19 protein-coding genes are annotated in these 16,608 nt (G+C 72.2%); 14 read left to right on the plus strand and 5 right to left on the minus strand.

Annotated elements, in window-relative coordinates; translation table 11 throughout:
- The first annotated feature begins 289 nt into the window (after positions 1-289).
- Both GGG17_RS01280 and GGG17_RS01285 read left to right on the plus strand, forming a co-directional pair.
- Entirely contained in the window at positions 290-982 is a 693-nt protein-coding gene (locus GGG17_RS01280) for a DUF305 domain-containing protein (protein ID WP_154591997.1), read from the plus strand.
- A gap of 157 nt (positions 983-1,139) precedes the next feature.
- The gene (locus tag GGG17_RS01285; protein WP_154591998.1) at positions 1,140-1,409 is read left to right on the plus strand and encodes a DUF2277 domain-containing protein; all 270 of its coding nucleotides are present in this window, start codon (positions 1,140-1,142) and stop codon (positions 1,407-1,409) included.
- A 33-nt stretch (positions 1,410-1,442) separates the two neighbouring features.
- On the opposite strand, the gene bioB is transcribed toward GGG17_RS01285, so the two are convergent.
- Positions 1,443-2,771: a biotin synthase BioB gene (gene bioB, locus GGG17_RS01290; RefSeq protein WP_375804489.1), complete on the minus strand. Its 1,329-nt coding sequence runs from the start codon at positions 2,769-2,771 to the stop codon at positions 1,443-1,445.
- Positions 2,772-2,896: 125 nt separating this feature from the next.
- Here bioB and GGG17_RS01295 point away from each other — a divergent pair, with 125 nt between their 5' ends.
- Positions 2,897-3,457 (plus strand): TetR/AcrR family transcriptional regulator C-terminal domain-containing protein, encoded by a 561-nt coding sequence (locus GGG17_RS01295; RefSeq protein WP_154591999.1) that lies wholly within the window; start codon positions 2,897-2,899, stop codon positions 3,455-3,457.
- Between the two features lie 33 nt (positions 3,458-3,490).
- Positions 3,491-4,015, plus strand: a complete 525-nt coding sequence (locus GGG17_RS01300; RefSeq protein ID WP_154592000.1) for a hypothetical protein — start codon at positions 3,491-3,493, stop codon at positions 4,013-4,015.
- A 4-nt stretch (positions 4,016-4,019) separates the two neighbouring features.
- Here the strand turns inward: GGG17_RS01300 and GGG17_RS01305 are convergent, their stop codons facing one another.
- Complete coding sequence (locus GGG17_RS01305) at positions 4,020-4,163, minus strand: hypothetical protein (protein ID WP_154592001.1); 144 nt, start codon at positions 4,161-4,163, stop codon at positions 4,020-4,022.
- 350 nt (positions 4,164-4,513) lie between these two features.
- On the opposite strand from GGG17_RS01305, the gene GGG17_RS01310 reads away from it, so the two are divergent.
- Together GGG17_RS01310 and GGG17_RS01315 are read left to right on the plus strand one after the other, a co-directional pair.
- A complete protein-coding gene (locus GGG17_RS01310) occupies positions 4,514-5,377 on the plus strand; it encodes an aminodeoxychorismate lyase (protein ID WP_154592002.1) in 864 nt (287 codons plus the stop codon).
- A gap of 13 nt (positions 5,378-5,390) precedes the next feature.
- Positions 5,391-5,699 (plus strand): hypothetical protein, encoded by a 309-nt coding sequence (locus tag GGG17_RS01315; protein WP_288797510.1) that lies wholly within the window; start codon positions 5,391-5,393, stop codon positions 5,697-5,699.
- Positions 5,700-5,726: 27 nt separating this feature from the next.
- Here GGG17_RS01315 and GGG17_RS01320 read toward each other — a convergent pair whose 3' ends face one another.
- On the minus strand, positions 5,727-7,055 hold the full coding sequence (locus tag GGG17_RS01320) for an MFS transporter (RefSeq protein WP_311966338.1): 1,329 nt from the start codon (positions 7,053-7,055) through the stop codon (positions 5,727-5,729).
- Between the two features lie 27 nt (positions 7,056-7,082).
- On the opposite strand from GGG17_RS01320, the gene GGG17_RS01325 reads away from it, so the two are divergent.
- Complete coding sequence (locus GGG17_RS01325; RefSeq protein ID WP_311966339.1) at positions 7,083-7,664, plus strand: sugar O-acetyltransferase; 582 nt, start codon at positions 7,083-7,085, stop codon at positions 7,662-7,664.
- Between the two features lie 218 nt (positions 7,665-7,882).
- On the opposite strand, the gene GGG17_RS01330 is transcribed toward GGG17_RS01325, so the two are convergent.
- Positions 7,883-8,614, minus strand: coding sequence for a ZIP family metal transporter (locus tag GGG17_RS01330; protein WP_154592004.1), 732 nt, complete (start codon positions 8,612-8,614; stop codon positions 7,883-7,885).
- A gap of 37 nt (positions 8,615-8,651) precedes the next feature.
- Between GGG17_RS01330 and GGG17_RS01335 the strand changes: the two genes are divergently transcribed.
- On the plus strand, positions 8,652-9,590 hold the full coding sequence (locus tag GGG17_RS01335) for a DUF389 domain-containing protein (protein WP_154592005.1): 939 nt from the start codon (positions 8,652-8,654) through the stop codon (positions 9,588-9,590).
- Positions 9,591-9,753: 163 nt separating this feature from the next.
- A complete protein-coding gene (locus tag GGG17_RS01340) occupies positions 9,754-11,001 on the plus strand; it encodes an AI-2E family transporter (protein ID WP_195849075.1) in 1,248 nt (415 codons plus the stop codon).
- A 103-nt stretch (positions 11,002-11,104) separates the two neighbouring features.
- Here GGG17_RS01340 and GGG17_RS01345 read toward each other — a convergent pair whose 3' ends face one another.
- Complete coding sequence (locus GGG17_RS01345; protein WP_154592007.1) at positions 11,105-11,704, minus strand: TetR/AcrR family transcriptional regulator; 600 nt, start codon at positions 11,702-11,704, stop codon at positions 11,105-11,107.
- A 122-nt stretch (positions 11,705-11,826) separates the two neighbouring features.
- Here GGG17_RS01345 and GGG17_RS01350 point away from each other — a divergent pair, with 122 nt between their 5' ends.
- The 5 genes from GGG17_RS01350 to fabG all read left to right on the plus strand — a co-directional run bounded on the left by GGG17_RS01350 (position 11,827) and on the right by fabG (position 16,585).
- Positions 11,827-12,972, plus strand: coding sequence for an acyl-CoA dehydrogenase family protein (locus GGG17_RS01350; RefSeq protein WP_154592008.1), 1,146 nt, complete (start codon positions 11,827-11,829; stop codon positions 12,970-12,972).
- A gap of 203 nt (positions 12,973-13,175) precedes the next feature.
- Positions 13,176-13,940, plus strand: coding sequence for an SDR family oxidoreductase (locus tag GGG17_RS01355; RefSeq protein WP_288797516.1), 765 nt, complete (start codon positions 13,176-13,178; stop codon positions 13,938-13,940).
- 8 nt (positions 13,941-13,948) lie between these two features.
- On the plus strand, positions 13,949-14,746 hold the full coding sequence (locus GGG17_RS01360; RefSeq protein ID WP_154592009.1) for an SDR family NAD(P)-dependent oxidoreductase: 798 nt from the start codon (positions 13,949-13,951) through the stop codon (positions 14,744-14,746).
- Positions 14,743-15,726, plus strand: a complete 984-nt coding sequence (locus GGG17_RS01365) for an NADPH:quinone oxidoreductase family protein (RefSeq protein WP_154592010.1) — start codon at positions 14,743-14,745, stop codon at positions 15,724-15,726. The genes GGG17_RS01360 and GGG17_RS01365 overlap by 4 nt, the downstream gene beginning before the upstream one ends.
- 97 nt (positions 15,727-15,823) lie before the next feature.
- Positions 15,824-16,585, plus strand: coding sequence for a 3-oxoacyl-ACP reductase FabG (gene fabG / locus GGG17_RS01370; protein WP_154592011.1), 762 nt, complete (start codon positions 15,824-15,826; stop codon positions 16,583-16,585).
- Positions 16,586-16,608 lie beyond the last annotated feature (23 nt).

Genomic DNA, 16,608 nt, shown 5'->3' on the forward strand with positions numbered 1-16,608 from the left:
CGCCGGGGGTAGGGGCATCAGCCGGGGTTAGTTCGCCAGGCTGATGATCCCGCCCCCGGTAGGGGCATTAGCCAGGCTTGGTTCGGAGACCGAAGCGGCGGGTGGTGAGCTGGGGGCCTCAGTTTGGGTCGCCCGGTCGCCTGGTCGCGCTGACCGTGGCCGTATGCCGCAGCCCGGCGTGCGAGCGGTCCGGCGACATACGGCGCGGCACCCGACGCAGGCGGGGATCCACTACCTAGGCTGGGGCCAGCTGATCCGCCTTCCAGGACCTCGATCGTCAGGAGCCCTCATGCACCGCCCCACCATCCCGGCCGTCGTCGCCGCTGCCCTCGGACTGCTGCTCGCCGGATGCGGGTCGAGCGGCGGCGCGACCAGCACCACGAGCACGGCGGCCACCACGGCCACCAGCACGACCACGGCCGGGGACACCCACACCGGCCACGGCTCCAGCTCGTCAGCGACACCGTCCGATGCCACGTCCTCCACCGCGACGTCCGCGACGTCCGCGACCTCCGGCGGGTCGGCCATGCACGGGCGTGCGGGTGACGTGATGTTCGCGCAGATGATGATCCCGCACCACGAGCAGGCGCTGGACCTGGCCGACTTCGCGCTGAAGGGGCACGGCGCCTCGACCCAGGTGCAGGCGCTGGCCCGCCGCATCCAGAGCGCCCAGGACCCCGAGATCCAGCAGATGCGGCGCATGCTCACGAGCTGGAGCGCCCCGGAGATGCCGGCCGACCACGGGATGCCGATGGAGGGCATGGTGCCCGAGGGGGACATGCGTGAGCTGGCGGCGCTGCAGGGCTCGGCCTTCGACCAGCGTTGGCTGGAGCTGATGACCAAGCACCACCAGGGTGCGGTGAGCATGGCCGAGAACGTCCTCGGGACCACGGACGACCCCGCGGTCAAGAAGCTCGCGCAGGACATCATCACGGCGCAGCGCAAGGAGATCGCCGAGATGCAGGCGATGCCGACCAAGTGACCTGGTGACGTTCCGGGGTCGGTCCGGGCATAGCCCCGGTGCGGGGCCACCTGAGTGGCCCTCGCGGCAGTCACGGTGCGTCGTGCCCGTCTCCGCTGAACGGCTGCACCTACGTCAACCTCTGCTGCGGTGCCCGACGGCTGCCTAGGGTGGCGGCATGTGCCGCAACATCCGGGTCCTGCACAACGTCGAGCCCTCGACCACACAGGAAGAGGTCAGGGCTGCCGCCCTGCAGTACGTCCGCAAGGTCGCCGGATCGGCCAGGCCATCCAGGGCCAACGAGGAGGCCTACGCGCGCGCCGTCGAGCAGATCACCGCGGCGACGTCGACCCTGCTGGACGAGCTGGTGACCGCCGCCCCGCCGCGCAGCCGTGAGCAGCTGGCCGAGCGCGCTCGCGCCCGCAACGCCGCACGGTTCGGCTCCTAGGCGAGCGGCCGAGCGGTCGGGCCCGTCAGCCGGTCAGACGTTGGCGGGCAGCTGGGTGCCTGCACCGCGCTTGCGCGGGCTGACGACGGGGGCGTCGAAGGCTGCCGCCGCGGAGAACCCCGAGGTCGCGGGGGTCGGCGTGCCGCTGTCGACGGGCGACGGCCGGCCGGGCGCGTGCTCGTATGCCGCCTGCGCGCCCGCCGCATGGCCGCCGCACCCGCTTCCCGCGGATCCGCAACCGCCACAGCCGGATCCGCCGGCGTGGCCGCCGCACCCGCTGGGGGCGGCCGGCTCGGCATACGCGCTCAGGTCGGTCGCGTCCAGCCGCTCGGCCCAGTCATCCGGGGCACCCTCGGGCACGAACCCGTTGTCCCGCAGCATCTCGAGGTCCGCCCGGCCGGGTGCGCCCTCGCTGGTCAGGTAGTCGCCCAGGAAGATCGAGTTGGCGATGTGCAGGCCCATCGGCTGCATCGATCGCAGGTGCACCTCGCGGCCTGCCGCCATGCGGATCTCGGTCGCCGGGTTCACGAACCGGATCATCGCCAGGATCATGAGGCAGCGCTGCGGGCTGATCATGCCGTGCCCGGCCATCGGGGTGCCCTCGAAGGGGAGCAGGAAGTTGACCGGGATGGAGTCCGCGCCGACCTCGTGCAGCGCGAACGCCAGGTCGACGAGGTCCTCGTCGGTCTCGTCCATCCCGGCGATGAAGCCCGAGCACGCGGACAGCTCGGCGAGGTGCGCCTGGCGGACGGTGTCGACGCGGTCGGCGTAGGTGTGGGTGGAGCAGATCTGGTCGTACTTGCTCTCGGCGGTGTTGAGGTTGTGGTTGTAGGCGTCGACGCCCGCGGCCTTGAGCCGGTCGCCCTGGTTGCCCTTGAGGAAGCCCAGGCAGGCGCACACCTCGACTTCCGGGTCGGCCTCCTTGATGGCCTCGACGATGCCGGTCACCTTGTCGATGTCGCGGTCGGAGGGGCCGCGGCCGCTGGCGACCAGGCACACGCGGGCTGCTCCGCCGGCGATGCCCGCGGTGGCGGCCTCGACGGCCTGGTCCTGGCTCAGCCAGGAGTACTTGAGAACGTCGGCCGTGGAGCCGCGCGCCTGGCTGCAGTAGGAGCAGTCCTCGGGGCACAGACCCGACTTGAGGTTGACCAGGTAGTTCAACTTGACCCGGTTGCCGAAGAACTGCCGCCGGACCTGGCCGGCGCTCGCCACCAGGTCGAGGACGGCCGAGTCCGGCAGCGCGAGGACGGCCAGGGCCTCGTCGCGGGTGCACGACTCACCGGCGCAGCCGCGCGTCGCCATCGCCTGCAGGTCCATGGGATTCTCCTCGTCGAGCGATCGGTCAGCGGTCAGCGGCGTCATGAACACCGTTCAATGAACGCTGTTCATGTTAACTGGGGGGCGGTGGTCGCTCAACGTGAGGGGCCCTGGTGTGGCCGGGCTCTCGTCCCGGCCCACCCCGAGCGAGCCTCAGGAGGAGAGCCCGTATGGCGCTCACGCGGCAGGCCGTCCTCGACGAGGCGATCCGCACGCTCGACGCCTACGGCTTCGCGGACCTGTCGATGCGCAAGCTGGCCGCAGCGCTCGAGGTGCAGCCGTCGGCGCTCTACTGGCACTTCGCCAACAAGCAGTCGCTGCTGGCAGCGGTCGCGACCGGGTGGCTGGGCGCGATGCCCGCGCCGTCGTCGGGGGCGACCTGGGACGAGCAGGTGCGGGTGTGGGCGCACGGGCTGCGCCGCGCCGTGACGGCGCACCGGGACGGCGCCGAGCTGGTCGCGTCCGTCCTGGCGATGCGCGCCGAGGGCGTCGACCCCACGCGCGGCCTGGTGGCGATCCTGCACCAGGCCGGGTTGCGCGCCCCCGATGCGCGGGCTGCCGCGGCAACCGTGCTGCACTTCGTGATGGGGCACGCCGTGGACGAGCAGGGACACGCCCAGATGCAGGCCTTCGGGGTCGCTCCGGCGGGTGCCGCGCCCGACGACCCCGACCACCGCTTCGAGTACGGCCTGGCCCTCTTGGTCGACGGCATCCGGGCCCGCCTGGCCTGATGCGCAGGGCCTGGACGTGCAAGCATCGTTGTCATGGACCGACACCTGGACCTACACCTGGACCGACGAGGAGGGGCAGCCCTGCGTCGTCGCTACCTGAGCCTCGGGGTGGGGGAGCTGGTCGCTGCTGGCGTCTTCCTGGTGGCCGCGCTGAACGTGGTGCTGCCAGGGTGGGCCTCCACCGAGCGACCGGCCCTGTGGGGCGGTCTCGCGCCGCTGCTGATCATCCTGGTCCAGGCGGGGGTCTACTGGCTGGCCGCACGCAGCTGGACCCCGCGCTCGACGATGCCGCGCGCGCTGGCCACCACCTACCGAGCCCTGCGCGTCGCGAACGTGGCTCTGCTGGCAGCCGGGCTCGTCCTCGTCGTCCGCCACTGGCCGTCGAGCCCCGGCCACGCCGCCCTGGCCATCGGTGTCTGGGCGTTCGCCGTCGTGGAGTACGTGAACTACTTCCTGGTGCGTCTGTCCTACCCGGCGTCCCGGTGGCTCGGCACCGTCACGCAGTGGCGCACCCCCCGCCTCGTGCAGGACCTGCGGGAGGCCCGGTCCGGGGGCTGACGTGTCAGCGGTAGTGCCGACGCAGGCGGGCCAGCGCTGCGAGGACGGCGACGGTGCTGCCAGCCCTCTCCAGGGCCGCACCCCGCCGACCCCATCCCGTCAGGTCTGTTGCCGCTGCCTCGGCCATCAGCTCGTCGAACGTGCGCATCCGCCAACGGTGGCAGCCGCCCACGCCCCGGACAACGCGACATGGGGTCGTCTGGCTCGAGCTCGCCGACCGCGAGCAGACCGTATGACGATCACCCCCCGTTCCGCAGTTCCGCATCAACCGCCATCTGGTCGTCGGCAGTGGCGTTGGCGTAGTCGACGGCGAGCGTGAAGTGGAAGAGGGCTTCCCTGCGCAGCTCGTCCATCGACCTCACAGCGTGACCGCTTCGGCGAGGACCCGTTCGCGGATGTCGGGTCGGAGCGCGGACTCAGGCACGAGGTCGAGAGCTCGGCACATCGACCTGGGGTGCGAAGTCGGGCGGATGTGCCTGCCCGAGGTAGGTTCTGGGGATGGCGGAGCGCGTGCAACAGGTCGTGGCGGTCATGGGCCGCGGGGTCGTCGACACCGGCGCGCCGGTCGCCACCGGTGACGATCTCGGACTCACCAGGGGCGACGGGTGCTTCGACGCGACGCTGGTGGCCTGGGACGGTGAGGGCTGGCTGGTCCACGACCTCGACGAGCACCTCGAGCGGCTGCGGCGGTCGGCCGACGCGCTCGGAATCCCCCTCGCCGACGATGACGCGTGGATCGAGCTGGTCGGCGACGCGCTGCAGGTGTGGCAGGGCGCGGACGAGGCCGCCCTCAAGATGGTCCTGACCAGGGGCGACGAGCACGGCGACGGCACGCCGCTGGCCTTCTTGACCCTCACGGCCGTCGACGCGGGGATGCAGGCCCAGCGCGACGGCATCCGCGTCGTCACCCTCTCGCGGGGCTACGCCAGCGACGCCTTCGAGGGTGCGCCGTGGCTGCTCGGCGGGGTCAAGCTCCTGTCGTATGCCGTCCACGTCGCCGCCAAACGCGAGGCCAGCGCACGCGGGGCCGAGGACGTCATCTTCACCTCGAGCGACGGCTGCCTCCTGGAGGCGCCGACCTCTGCGGTCGTCTGGCTGCGCGACGGGGTGGTCGCGACGACGCCGACGGGCGCCACGGGGATCCTGGACTCGATCAGCGCGCGCAAGATCCTGGGCGGTGCGGCCGAGCACGGCTGGCGCGCGGAGCGCCGCCTCGTCACCCCGGACGAGCTCGCGGAGGCCGACGCGGCGTGGCTCGTGTCGTCGGTGCGGGGCGTCGCGCCGATCACGGAGCTCGACGGGCGGGCGCTGCGCACGGACCCCGAGGCGACGCGGATCGTCCGCGCCCTCAACGGTTTCTGAGCAGGCGGCGGGCGTGCCGTCATACCGCATCACCCTGGACGTCCTCGACGTCCTGCCGGGCCATGCGCCGCCCGAGGTGCTGCGGACCGCCGTCGCGACGGTGGGCGAGACGCAGGTGGTCGAGGCGGACCGGCTCGACGTCGTGGGCGGGACGCCGCAGATCACGGTGAGGTTCACGGTCGACGCGAGCAGCCGGGACGAGGAGGACCACGAGGCCCGCGTGGTGCGCGCCCGCATGGTGCATGCCGTCGCGCAGGTCGCGCGCTGCCGCAACGGCAGGGCGCTGCGCCGCGTCGGGGGCCGGTGGGTCCTGGTCCGCTGACCTCGGCCAGCGCCTCGCGCCGACCCCTCAGCGCGCCCGGCTTCCCCGCCGCAGCCCACGCTCCAGCCACGGCCCGAACTCCCGCGACAGCGCCTCGCTCCAGGTGGGGATCTCGACGCCCTCCTCCTCGCGCCAGCGCCGTCGGGCGAGCCACCGGCACCGATAGAGCCCGACCAGACCGATGGCAAAGACCGGCAGCTGCACCGCCATCGCCAGCCGGAAGTCGTGCAGCGTGTAGCGGCCCCCGGACGACGTCGCGTCGAGCACGAGGCCGATCCCGAGGATCGCGAGCAGCGCGCCGGTGAAGGCGCCCATGATGACCACGCCGGTGGCCGCGCCGAGACGGTGCGAGGGGTTGAAGGTGCGCGCGAAGTCGAACCCGATCGACGACCCCGGCCCGCCCGTGGCCAGCCCGACGACGAGCACGACGAGCAGCCACATGGGCGCGCGACCGGGCCACAGCAGCACGGTGACCCACGGCAGGATGTTGCACGCGGCGACCGTCAGGGCGAGGTTGGAGCGGCGCAGCGGGTGCCGCTGGGTGAGGAGTCCGAGCACCGGACCGATGCCCAGCCCGAGCACCACGAAGAGCGTCAGCAGGCCCGACGCGGTCTGCGGCGACAGGCCCTCTCCCTGGACGAGGTAGGGGACGCCCCACATCATCGCGAAGACCATGGGCGCGAACCCCGTCACCCAGTGCGTCCACAGCCCGAGCCTCGTGCCGGGGTGCCGCAGCACCGCGCTGACCTGGCGCAGGACCGGCGGTCGCTCCGTGGGGGCGGCGGTGGCGGCGCCGGGCGGGGCGTCGCGCAGCAGCGTCGCCGAGAGCAGGCAGGACGCGGCGGCGAGCGCGGCGGCGGTGCCGAACGCCACGGTCCACCCCGGACCGTGCAGCAGGGCCGACAGGGGGATGGCGGCGAGCACCTGCCCGGCCTGCCCCAGCAGGCCGGTGAGCTGGGTGAACAACGGCACCTGACCGGGTGGGAACCACGAGGGGACGAGGCGTATGACGCTGCCGAAGGTCATCGCGTCGCCGGCGCCGACGAGGACGCGGGCCGCCATACCGGTCGGCACGTCGTCGGCGGTGGCCATCAGGAGCTGCCCCACCGCCATCATCGCCGCCCCGATCGTCACCATCCGCCGCGTCCCGAAGCGGTCCAGGGCGATACCGACCGGCACCTGCAGCCCGGCATAGACGAGCAGCTGCAGGACCACGAAGGACGCCACGATGCCGGCGGGCGCGTGGAACCGATGAGCGGCGTCGATCCCGGCGACGCCCAGGGAGGTGCGTTGCAGCACCGCCGCGGTGTAGGCGATGACCCCGACGACCCAGACGATCCACCCGCGCGCACTCACGCGTCCAGTCTCGCCTACGGTCGAGGCGTGACGGACATCAGCGAGACCGGCCAGAGCACCGACACCCGCACCATGCGCGAGCGGCGCGACGCCGGCGACCCCTATCGCGTGGACGAGGAGCTCGGCGCCGCCATGGAGCGGGCCCAGGCCACCATGCGGCGCGCCAACGCGTGCGAGGACGCCGACGAGCGGCGACGACTGCTGGAGCAGCTCCTCGGGTCGTATGCCGAGACCGCCCACCTGCGGGCCCCCGTCTACGTCGACTACGGGGACAACCTGCACGTCGGTGAGGGGACGTTCGCCAACTACGGCCTGATGGCGCTGGACGTGGCAGAGATCCGGGTCGGCGCCCAGGTGCAGATGGGGCCCCACGTGCAGCTCCTCACGCCGACCCACCCCGTCGAGCCCGGACCTCGCCGCGAGGGGTGGGAGGCGGCGCGCCCCATCACCGTGGAGGACAACGTGTGGATCGGGGGCGGCGCGATCATCCTCGCCGGCGTCACGGTGGGGCAGGACTCGATCGTCGGCGCGGGGGCCGTGGTGACCAAGGACGTGCCGCGCGGCGTCGTGGTGGTCGGCAACCCCGCTCGGGTCGTCCGCGAGCTCTGAGCGCCGATTGGCACTGTCGCCAGCCGGGCGCACACCGGCACCAGATCTGGCACACATTGCCGGCATGAGGTCGCGCGCCGACCACGACGCCCTCGAACGATGAGGCTCGCCCTCACCTCCAACGGGATGCCGCTTGAACCCGCCGGTTTCGGGGAGGCTGCGGGCGATGTCGTGGGTCAGGTCGCGCAAGCCGAGGGCCGTCCACGACCGGCCCGGCCCTAGGCGGACTTGCTCAGCAGGAACGCCGCCGCGAAGCCCAGCATCGTGAACAACCCGACCCAGCGCCCGGCGTGTTCGGTCGCCTCCGGGACCATCGTGTCGACCAGCATCGTGATGATCGCGCCAGCGGCGAAGGCCTGGATCGTCGCCACGACAGACTCCGACGCGCCCCCGAGCAGGGCGTAGCCGAGCGCCGCGGCGAGCGCCGACGCCAGGCACACGGCCGACCACAGGCCCACGATGTAGCGCGTGGAGCGGCCGGCGGCCTTGAGCCCGGCCGTCGCGGACAGCGACTCGGGGACGTTGGAGAGGAAGACGGCGGCCACCATCGGCAGCCCGACCTTGCCCCCGCCCAGGAGGCTGACCCCGATGGCGGCGGACTCGGGGATCCCGTCGAGCAGGGCCCCGAGGACGAGGGACATGCCACCCGCGCCGGCCTGCTGCTCGCCGGTCGGGGACTTGCGCCGGTGCCCGCCACCGGAGTCGACCCACCAGTCCCCGACGAAGTAGACCAGCGCCCCCGCGGCCAGGCCGACGACGACGGACGTGCCCCCGGCCGAGTCGTAGGCCTCCTGCGTCAGCTCGAACGCCACGGCGCTGATGAGCACCCCGGCGCCGAAGGCCATGACGAGACCGATGATGCGGGTCGAGACCCTGGCGGTGAGGGCGATGACCGCGCCGACGAGCAGCGCAGCACCGCCGACGAAACCCCAGAACGCGGCAGCGAGCATGAGGGGAGTATGGCCCTGCGTGGGCCACGATGGGTGAATGCTCGTGCACCTGCGCCTCGTCGTGCCCGCCGACCTGACCGACGACGTCGTCGCGCTGCTGCTCGACGACGACCGGATCACCAACGTCACCCTCGAGCGCGACGCGGCCCTGCAGCCTCGTGGCGACCTGTTCGGCGCGGACGTCGCGCGGGAGGCCGCCGAGTCGGTCCTCGACCGGCTGGACCGCACCGGCCTGCCGCACCGAGGCGGGATCTCGCTGACCGCCGTCGAGGGCACCGTCTTCGACGAGGCCGACCGGGTCGACCGCCGCGCGGCCGGGGCCGGCGACGACGGGGTCATCTGGCAGGTGGTGCGGCGGGACGCGGAGGCGGCGACGGAGGCCTCTGGGGCCTACTTCGCCTTCCTCGGGATCGCCACCGCCCTGGCGGCCGTGGCCGTGATCACCGACTCCCCGATCCTGGTGGTGGGAGCCATGGTCGTGGGACCCGACTTCGGGCCGGTGGGGGCCATGTGTGCCGGCCTCGCGCTCCGGTCGCCGGGCCTGAGCCTGCGTGCCCTCTGGCTGCTGGTCCGCGGGTATGTCGCTGCCGTGGCCGCCGTCACGGTGCTGGCCCTGGTCGCCCGGGCCACAGGCGTCCTCGACCCCGAGATGGTGACGCGCCCGCGCCCGGCCACCGGCTTCATCTGGCGCCCCGACCTGTGGAGCGTGGTGGTGGCGGCGCTCGCGGGCGCGGCCGGGGTGCTGGCCATGACGGGCGAGAAGTCGAGCACCCTGGTCGGCGTCTTCATCTCCGTCACGACGGTCCCCGCGGCCGGCAACCTCGCCCTGGCGCTGGCGGTCTGGCAGCCGGCCGAGGTGCTGGGGTCGCTCACCCAGCTCGGGGTCAACGTGGTCGGCATGGTCGCGGCCGGGACGGTGACGATGGTGGCGCAGCACCTGCTCCTGCGGCGGCTGGCGTCACCGGCGTCGACCTGACGGCGGGCCGGGCCGGGTCACGGAGTGGGATCGAGACGGTGGCGCGACGCAGCCATACGGCCTCGATGGTGCACGCTAGGTGACGAACCGTGGGGGTCCGGCCCCGGACCGACCTGCATGACACCGACCGAGAGGCCACAGGACCACGATGGACGAACGACCGATGGACCACGCGGATGACGCCGACCACGCACCGAGTCCCGCCAAGGAGGGCTCGACCAAGGTCGACAAGCGCCAGGCCCGGGACGAGGCCCACGCGGGGAGCCTGCAGCGCGGGGCCGCCGTGGCTGACCAGCGCGAGCGAGAGTGGGCCCACCCGGGTGGTCTGCCCCGCATGCTGGTCATCCTGCTCGGCCTGGCGGCCGCCTGGATCGGGATCCAGGGGATGCAGGCCAACAAGGACCTGATCGCGCCCGTCTTCTTCGCGATCAACCTGATGATCGCGGCCTACCCGCTCAAGGGCTGGCTGACCCGCAAGGGTCTGCCCGAGTGGATCGGCTCGATCCTGTCCGGGCTGGTGGTGTTCGGCGTGATCATCGCCTTCTTCTCCGCCCTCGGGTGGTCGATCGCCTCGCTGGTGAGCGAGATCCCCAAGTACGGCGACAAGTTCGACCAGCTCTACGCCCAGTCGCTGGACCAGCTCAGCAAGTTCGGGCTCAGCGAGTCCAAGTTGCTCGAGCAGCTCAAGGGCATCAACCCGCAGAGCATCATGGGCTACGCCACCACGGTGCTGACCGGCCTGCAGAGCTTCACGGGGCTCCTCGCCGTCATCTTGACCGTCCTGTTCTTCCTGATGATGGACGCGACGGGGTGGGGCCAGCGGATGGACATCGGGCGTCGACACCACCCGCGCATCGTGGAGGCGCTCGACGCCTTCGGCGGTGGGGTGCGGCGCTACTGGATCGTGTCGTCGGTCTTCGGGCTGATCGTGGCGGTGCTCGACTGGGTCGCCCTGCTCATGCTCGGGGTCCCGCTGGCGGCGGTCTGGGCGGTGCTGAGCTTCCTCACCAACTACATCCCCAACATCGGCTTCGTGATCGGCCTGATCCCGCCGGCGCTGATGGCGCTGCTGGCCAAGGGCCCGATGACGGCGCTGTGGGTCGTCGTCGCGTACTGCGTGCTCAACTTCGTGGTGCAGTCCATCATCCAGCCGAAGTTCGCCGGCGACGCGGTGGGCGTCACCCCGACGCTGTCCTTCCTGTCGCTGCTCTTCTGGGCGTCGGTGATGGGGCCGATGGGCGCGATCCTGGCGCTGCCGATGACGCTGCTGATCAAGGCGGTGCTGATCGACTCCGACCCGCGGTCGCGGTGGGCCAACGCCTTCGTCGCCGCCAATCCCGCCACCGCCGAGACGGGGACGGTCAAGGACACGGTCGACCCGGATGACGAGCACGAGCACGCCGTCGCCTGACGACCCGCCCCCGGCGAGGGCATCGACCGGCCCTCGTCCCCCAGGCGGATGATCCGCAGGCCAGCAGCGTCTTCGAGGCCAGGGCGACCCGTCTCGCGTCCGCTCAGGGGGGAGGTCGCCTGGAGGCCCCGGCGAGGCGCAGGGCCAGCGTGGTGAAGTGGTCGGCCACGGTCTGCGCCGTCCACGACCCGTCGTCACTCCACCAGCGGGCCACGTCAACGCCCAGCGAGATGAGGGCGGTCACCGTCATCCGGGGCTGGTCGGTCTCGAACTCCCCGGACGCCACCCCGGCCTCCACCACGGACCGGAAGACGTCGGTGATCTGGCGGCGGAGGTCCCCGACCTCGGCCAGGTGCTCCGGCGTCAGCGCGTCCAGCTCGTAGTTGACGATCCGCGAGACCGTGTGCCGCTCGGCGTGCGTCAGGACCCAGGCGTGCACGAGCGCCCGCAGCTGCTCGGTGGGGGTCTCGCCTGTCGCCACGGCCTCCTGCGCCAGCCGCAGCACCTCGGCGTGCCCCTCCAGCGAGAGGGCGTGCAGCAGCGACTCCTTGCTGGCGTGATGGACATAGACGGCGGCCGGGCTCATCCCGGCGGCCGCGGCGATGTCGCGGGTCGTCGTCGCGTGGAAGCCCTTGGCGGCGAAGGAGTGCAGCGCCGCGGCCTTGATGCGGTGGCGCGCGTCGCGGGTCGGGCCGGGCGGCATAAGGATCACCCCTCTCACCTCTTGACCCGGGCCTGGGTCATGGGTGATTCTCTAGCGAGACCATGAACTAAGCAAGCGCTTAGTCAGCCCGTCCCACACGATCCGCCAGCCGAGGAGACGCGATGCAGCGCACCATCTACGACGAGGACCACGAGGCCTTCCGACAGTCCGTCAAGGAGTTCGTGGACCGGACCCTCGCGCCCCGGGCGGAGGAGATGATCCGGGACCACGTCATCGCCCGAGACATCTGGGAGGAGGCCGGGGCCCAGGGCTTCTTCGGCCTCAGCATCCCGGAGGAGTATGGCGGCGCCGGCATCGACGACTACCGCTTCAACGCCGTCTTCGCCGAGGAGATCGGCAGGTTCACCAACGCCGCCGGCTCGTGCTTCGGCATCCACGCCGACATCACCGCCCCCTATCTCGTGCACCTCGGCACCGAGGAGCAGAAGCAGCGGTGGCTGCCCGACGTCGCCGCCGGCAAGAAGATCATGGCCATCGGGATGACCGAGCCCTCCGGCGGCTCCGACCTGGCAGCGCTGAAGTCCACCGCCGTCCGCGACGGCGACGACTGGGTCATCAACGGCTCCAAGACCTTCATCACCAACGGCCACCAGTGCGACCTCGCCGTCGTCGCCGTCCGCACCGACCCCACCAAGGGCGCCAAGGGCATCTCGTTGTTCGTCCTCGAGGCAGGCATGGAGGGCTTCACCAAGGGCAACAAGCTCGACAAGGTCGGCCAGGAGGAGTCCGACACCTCCGAGCTGTTCTTCGAGAACGTCCGCGTCAGCAACGACCACCTCCTCGGGCCCGAGGGGATGGGCTTCATCGAGATGATGAAGCACCTGCCGCAGGAGCGCCTCGGTGCCGCCGTCGGCAACCTCGCCAACGCCCGCCAGATCCTCGCCGAGACGATCCAGTACACCAAGGACCGCAAGGCCTTCGGCCAGCCCATCGGCACCTTCCAGCACAACAAGTTCAAGATCGCCGAGATGGTCACCAAGTGCGAGGTCACCCAGGCCTTCATCGACCAGTGCGTGATCGCGCACTCCGAGGGCACCCTCACCGCCGTGGACGCGGCCAAGGCCAAGTGGTGGGCGAGCGAGGTGCAGTGCGCCGTCCTCGACGAGTGCGTCCAGCTCCACGGAGGCTACGGCTACATGAACGAGTATCGCGTCGCCCGCGCCTGGCGCGACGCCCGCGTCCACAAGATCTGGGCGGGCAGCAACGAGATCATGAAGGAGCTCATCGGGCGCGACCTGGGCCTCTAGGGCTTGTCCGTATGACGCCTGCGCGGCGTCGTCTGGGTGTACCGGCCGCGGCCTACCATCCGCCGCTCGTCCCTCGCGGCTCCCGCCAGACCCGCCACGACCGCGGCCGGTACACCCAGGCTCTTCGTGCCCTCCCTCTCCCGGGCGCGCCTTGGCCCAGCGCCCACCCTCTGCTACGCAGCACATGACGAAGGAGTCAGGTAGTGAACAGGTTTGATGGCAAGGTCGGGATCGTCACGGGGGCGTCCCGGGGGATCGGGCTGGCTGTTGCGCAGCGGCTCGTGGCCGAGGGTGCCCGTGTCGTGATCACGGCGCGCAAGCCGGAGGCGCTCGCCGAGGCCGCCGCGTCGATGGGCGGGGAGGGGCGGTGCGTGGCGGTCGCGGGCAACGCGGGTGACCCCGCGCACCAGGACGAGGCGATCCGCACGGCGATCGAGCGGTTCGGCTCCCTGGACCTGCTGGTCAACAACACCGGCATCAACCCGGCCTACGGCCCGCTCATGCACATCGACCTCGACGTCGCCCGCAAGATCCTCGACACCAACGTCGTCGCGGCGCTCTCCTGGGTGCAGAAGGCCCACGCCGCCTGGATGGGCGAGCACGGCGGCGCCGTCGTCAACGTGGGCTCCGTCGCGGGGCTGCGCGCCGCGCCCGGGATCGCGTTGTACGGCGCCAGCAAGGCGGCGCTGCTGCACCTCACCGAGGAGCTCGCCGTCGAGCTCGGTCCTGGCATCCGGGTCAACGCGGTCGCGCCCGCCGTGGTCAAGACCGACTTCGCCAAGGCGCTCTACGAGGGGCGCGAGGACAAGGCGTCCCGCGGCTACGCGATGAAGCGGCTCGGCGAGCCCGAGGACATCGCCGGCGCGGTCGCCTACCTCCTGTCCGACGACGCGGCCTGGACCACCGGCCACACGATGGTCCTCGACGGCGGCGCGACGCTGATCGACGGCTCCGCGATCGGGGGCTGAGCAAGGCGATGGAGGCGCTGCGCGACAAGGGAGTCGTGGTGACCGGCGCGGCCGGAGGCATCGGCCGCGCCATAGCCGAGGCCTGCGTGGCCGCGGGTGCGAGGGTCGTGGTCACCGACCTCGACGCCGAGCGGCTGCTCGCCACCGCCACCGACCTCGGCGCATATGCCGTCCCCTCCGACGTCTCGACCAACGACGGCATCGAGGCGGTCATCGAGCTGGCGACCGCGCACCTCGGCGGCATCGACGTCTGGGTCGGCAACGCCGGCATCCAGGGCGGGCTCGGCCTCGAGACGCCCGACGAGACCTGGCAGCTCGCGCACGACGTCAACGTCATGGCGCACGTGCGCGCCGCCCGGCTGCTCGTGCCGGCCTGGCTCGAGAGCGGGGGCGGCCGGTTCGTGGTCACCGCGTCCGCAGCCGGGCTGCTCACGATGATCGGTGCGGCCCCTTACTCCGTCACCAAGCACGCTGCGGTGGCCTTCGCCGAGTGGCTGGCGGCGACATACGGCCACCGCGGGATCGACGTGCACTGCCTGTGCCCCCAGGGCGTGGACACCGCCATCTATCGCGACGCGGGCGCGGTGCAGGGCCTGCTCGCCGCGGACGGCCTGCTCACCCCGGCCGAGGTCGCCGCGGCGCTCCTCGAGGCGATCGAGCAGGGTCGCCACCAGGTCCTGCCCCACCCCCAGGTCCGGCAGTATGCCGTCGCCCGGGCCACCGACACCGACGCGTGGCTGCGCGGGATGCAGCGCCTGCAAGGCCGCTACGACGCGCCGCCCCGAACCAGCGAGGAGACCCGATGAAGGCCTGGACCGTCGCCGCCCTCGGCGAGCCCCGTGACGTGCTCGAGCTCGCCGAGCGGCCGTCGCCCGAGCCCGGCCCCGGGCAGGTGCACGTCCGCGTGCGGGCGACCGCCGCGAACTTCCCCGACGTGCTCATGATCAAGGGGCTCTACCAGGTCAAGCCGCCGCTGCCGTTCGTCCCCGGCGTCGAGGTCTGCGGCGACGTCATCGCCGTCGGGGCTGGCGTGCAGCACGTCCAGCCAGGACACCGCGTCGCCGGCATGGCGGCCGTCCCGCACGGCGGTTTCGCCGAGGAGGCGCTGCTCGACGCCACCGCCACCATGCCCGTGCCCGACGGCATCCCGGACGAGGCCGCGGCGTCGCTGACCATCGCCTACCAGACCGGGTGGTTCGGCCTGCACCGTCGCGCCCACCTGCAGGAGGGCGAGTGGCTGCTCGTCCACGCCGCCGCGGGTGGGGTCGGCAGCGCCGCCGTGCAGCTGGGCAAGGCCGCCGGCGCCCGGGTCATCGGCGTCGTGGGTGGGCCCGACAAGGCCGAGGTGGCGCGCCGCCTCGGCTGCGACGCCGTCATCGAGCGCCGCAGCGAGGACGTCGTGGCCCGCGTCAAGGAGATCACCGAGGGGCACGGCGCGGACGTCGTCTACGACCCGGTGGGCGGCGCGGCCTACCAGCAGTCGACCAAGTGCATCGCCTTCGAGGGGCGCATCGTCGTGGTCGGGTTCGCGTCCGGCGACATCCCCGCGCCGGCGCTCAACCACGCGCTGGTCAAGAACTACTCGATCCTCGGGCTGCACTGGGGCCTCTATGCCAGCAAGGACCCCCGCTCGCTGCTCGCCTGCCACCAGGAGCTGGCCCGGCTGCTCGCCACCGGCGCCATCGCGCCGCTGGTCAGCGAACGCGTCCCGCTGGAGGACCTGCCCGACGCCCTGTCCCGCCTCGGCGCGGGCGACACCACTGGACGGGTCGTCCTGACCCCCTGAGACCGGCGGTGAGCGCGGTGGCCCCCGGCCCCGCGAGCGCCGCACCCGCACGGCCCGACATACGGCACGACGCACGACCACCCCACGAGGAGCAGACATGACCGACCAGACCCAGCGCACCGCCATCGTGACCGGTGCCGCCCGCGGCATCGGCGCCGCCGTGGCCCGCCGACTCGCCACGGACGGCATGGCCGTCGCGGTGCTCGACCTCGACGAGGCCGCGTGCCAGAGCGTCGTCGACGAGATCACCGGTGCCGGCGGGCACGCGCTCGCCGTGGCGGTCGACGTGTCCGACGAGGCCGCCGTCACCGCCGCCGTGGAGCGCGTCGCCACCGAGCTCGGCGCCCCGACCGTGCTGGTCAACAACGCCGGGATCATCCGCGACAACATGCTCTTCAAGATGAGCGTCGGCGACTGGGACGCCGTGATGGGGGTGCACCTGCGGGGCTCCTTCCTGATGACGCGCGCGGCGCAGCGCTACATGACCGAGGCGAGGTACGGCCGCATCGTCAACCTGTCGTCCACCTCCGCGCTCGGCAACCGCGGCCAGGCCAACTACGCCGCCGCCAAGGCCGGCATGCAGGGCTTCACCAAGACGCTGGCGCTCGAGCTCGGCAAGTTCGGCGTGACCGCCAACGCGATCGCCCCCGGCTTCATCGCCACCGACATGACCAAGGCCACGGCCGAGCGCATGGGCATCACCTTCGAGCAGTTCCTCGAGGGCGCCGCCAAGGAGATCCCCGTGGCCCGCGTCGGCCAGCCCGAGGACATCGCTGCGACGGCGTCGTGGCTGTGCGCCGAGGAGTCGGGGTTCGTGAGCGGCCAGGTGATCTACGTGGCCGGCGGGCCACGCGACTGATCGACCCCGCGAGGACACGAGCG

Source organism: Arsenicicoccus cauae, from assembly GCF_009707125.1.
Taxonomy (GTDB): Bacteria; Actinomycetota; Actinomycetes; order Actinomycetales; family Dermatophilaceae; genus Arsenicicoccus; species Arsenicicoccus cauae.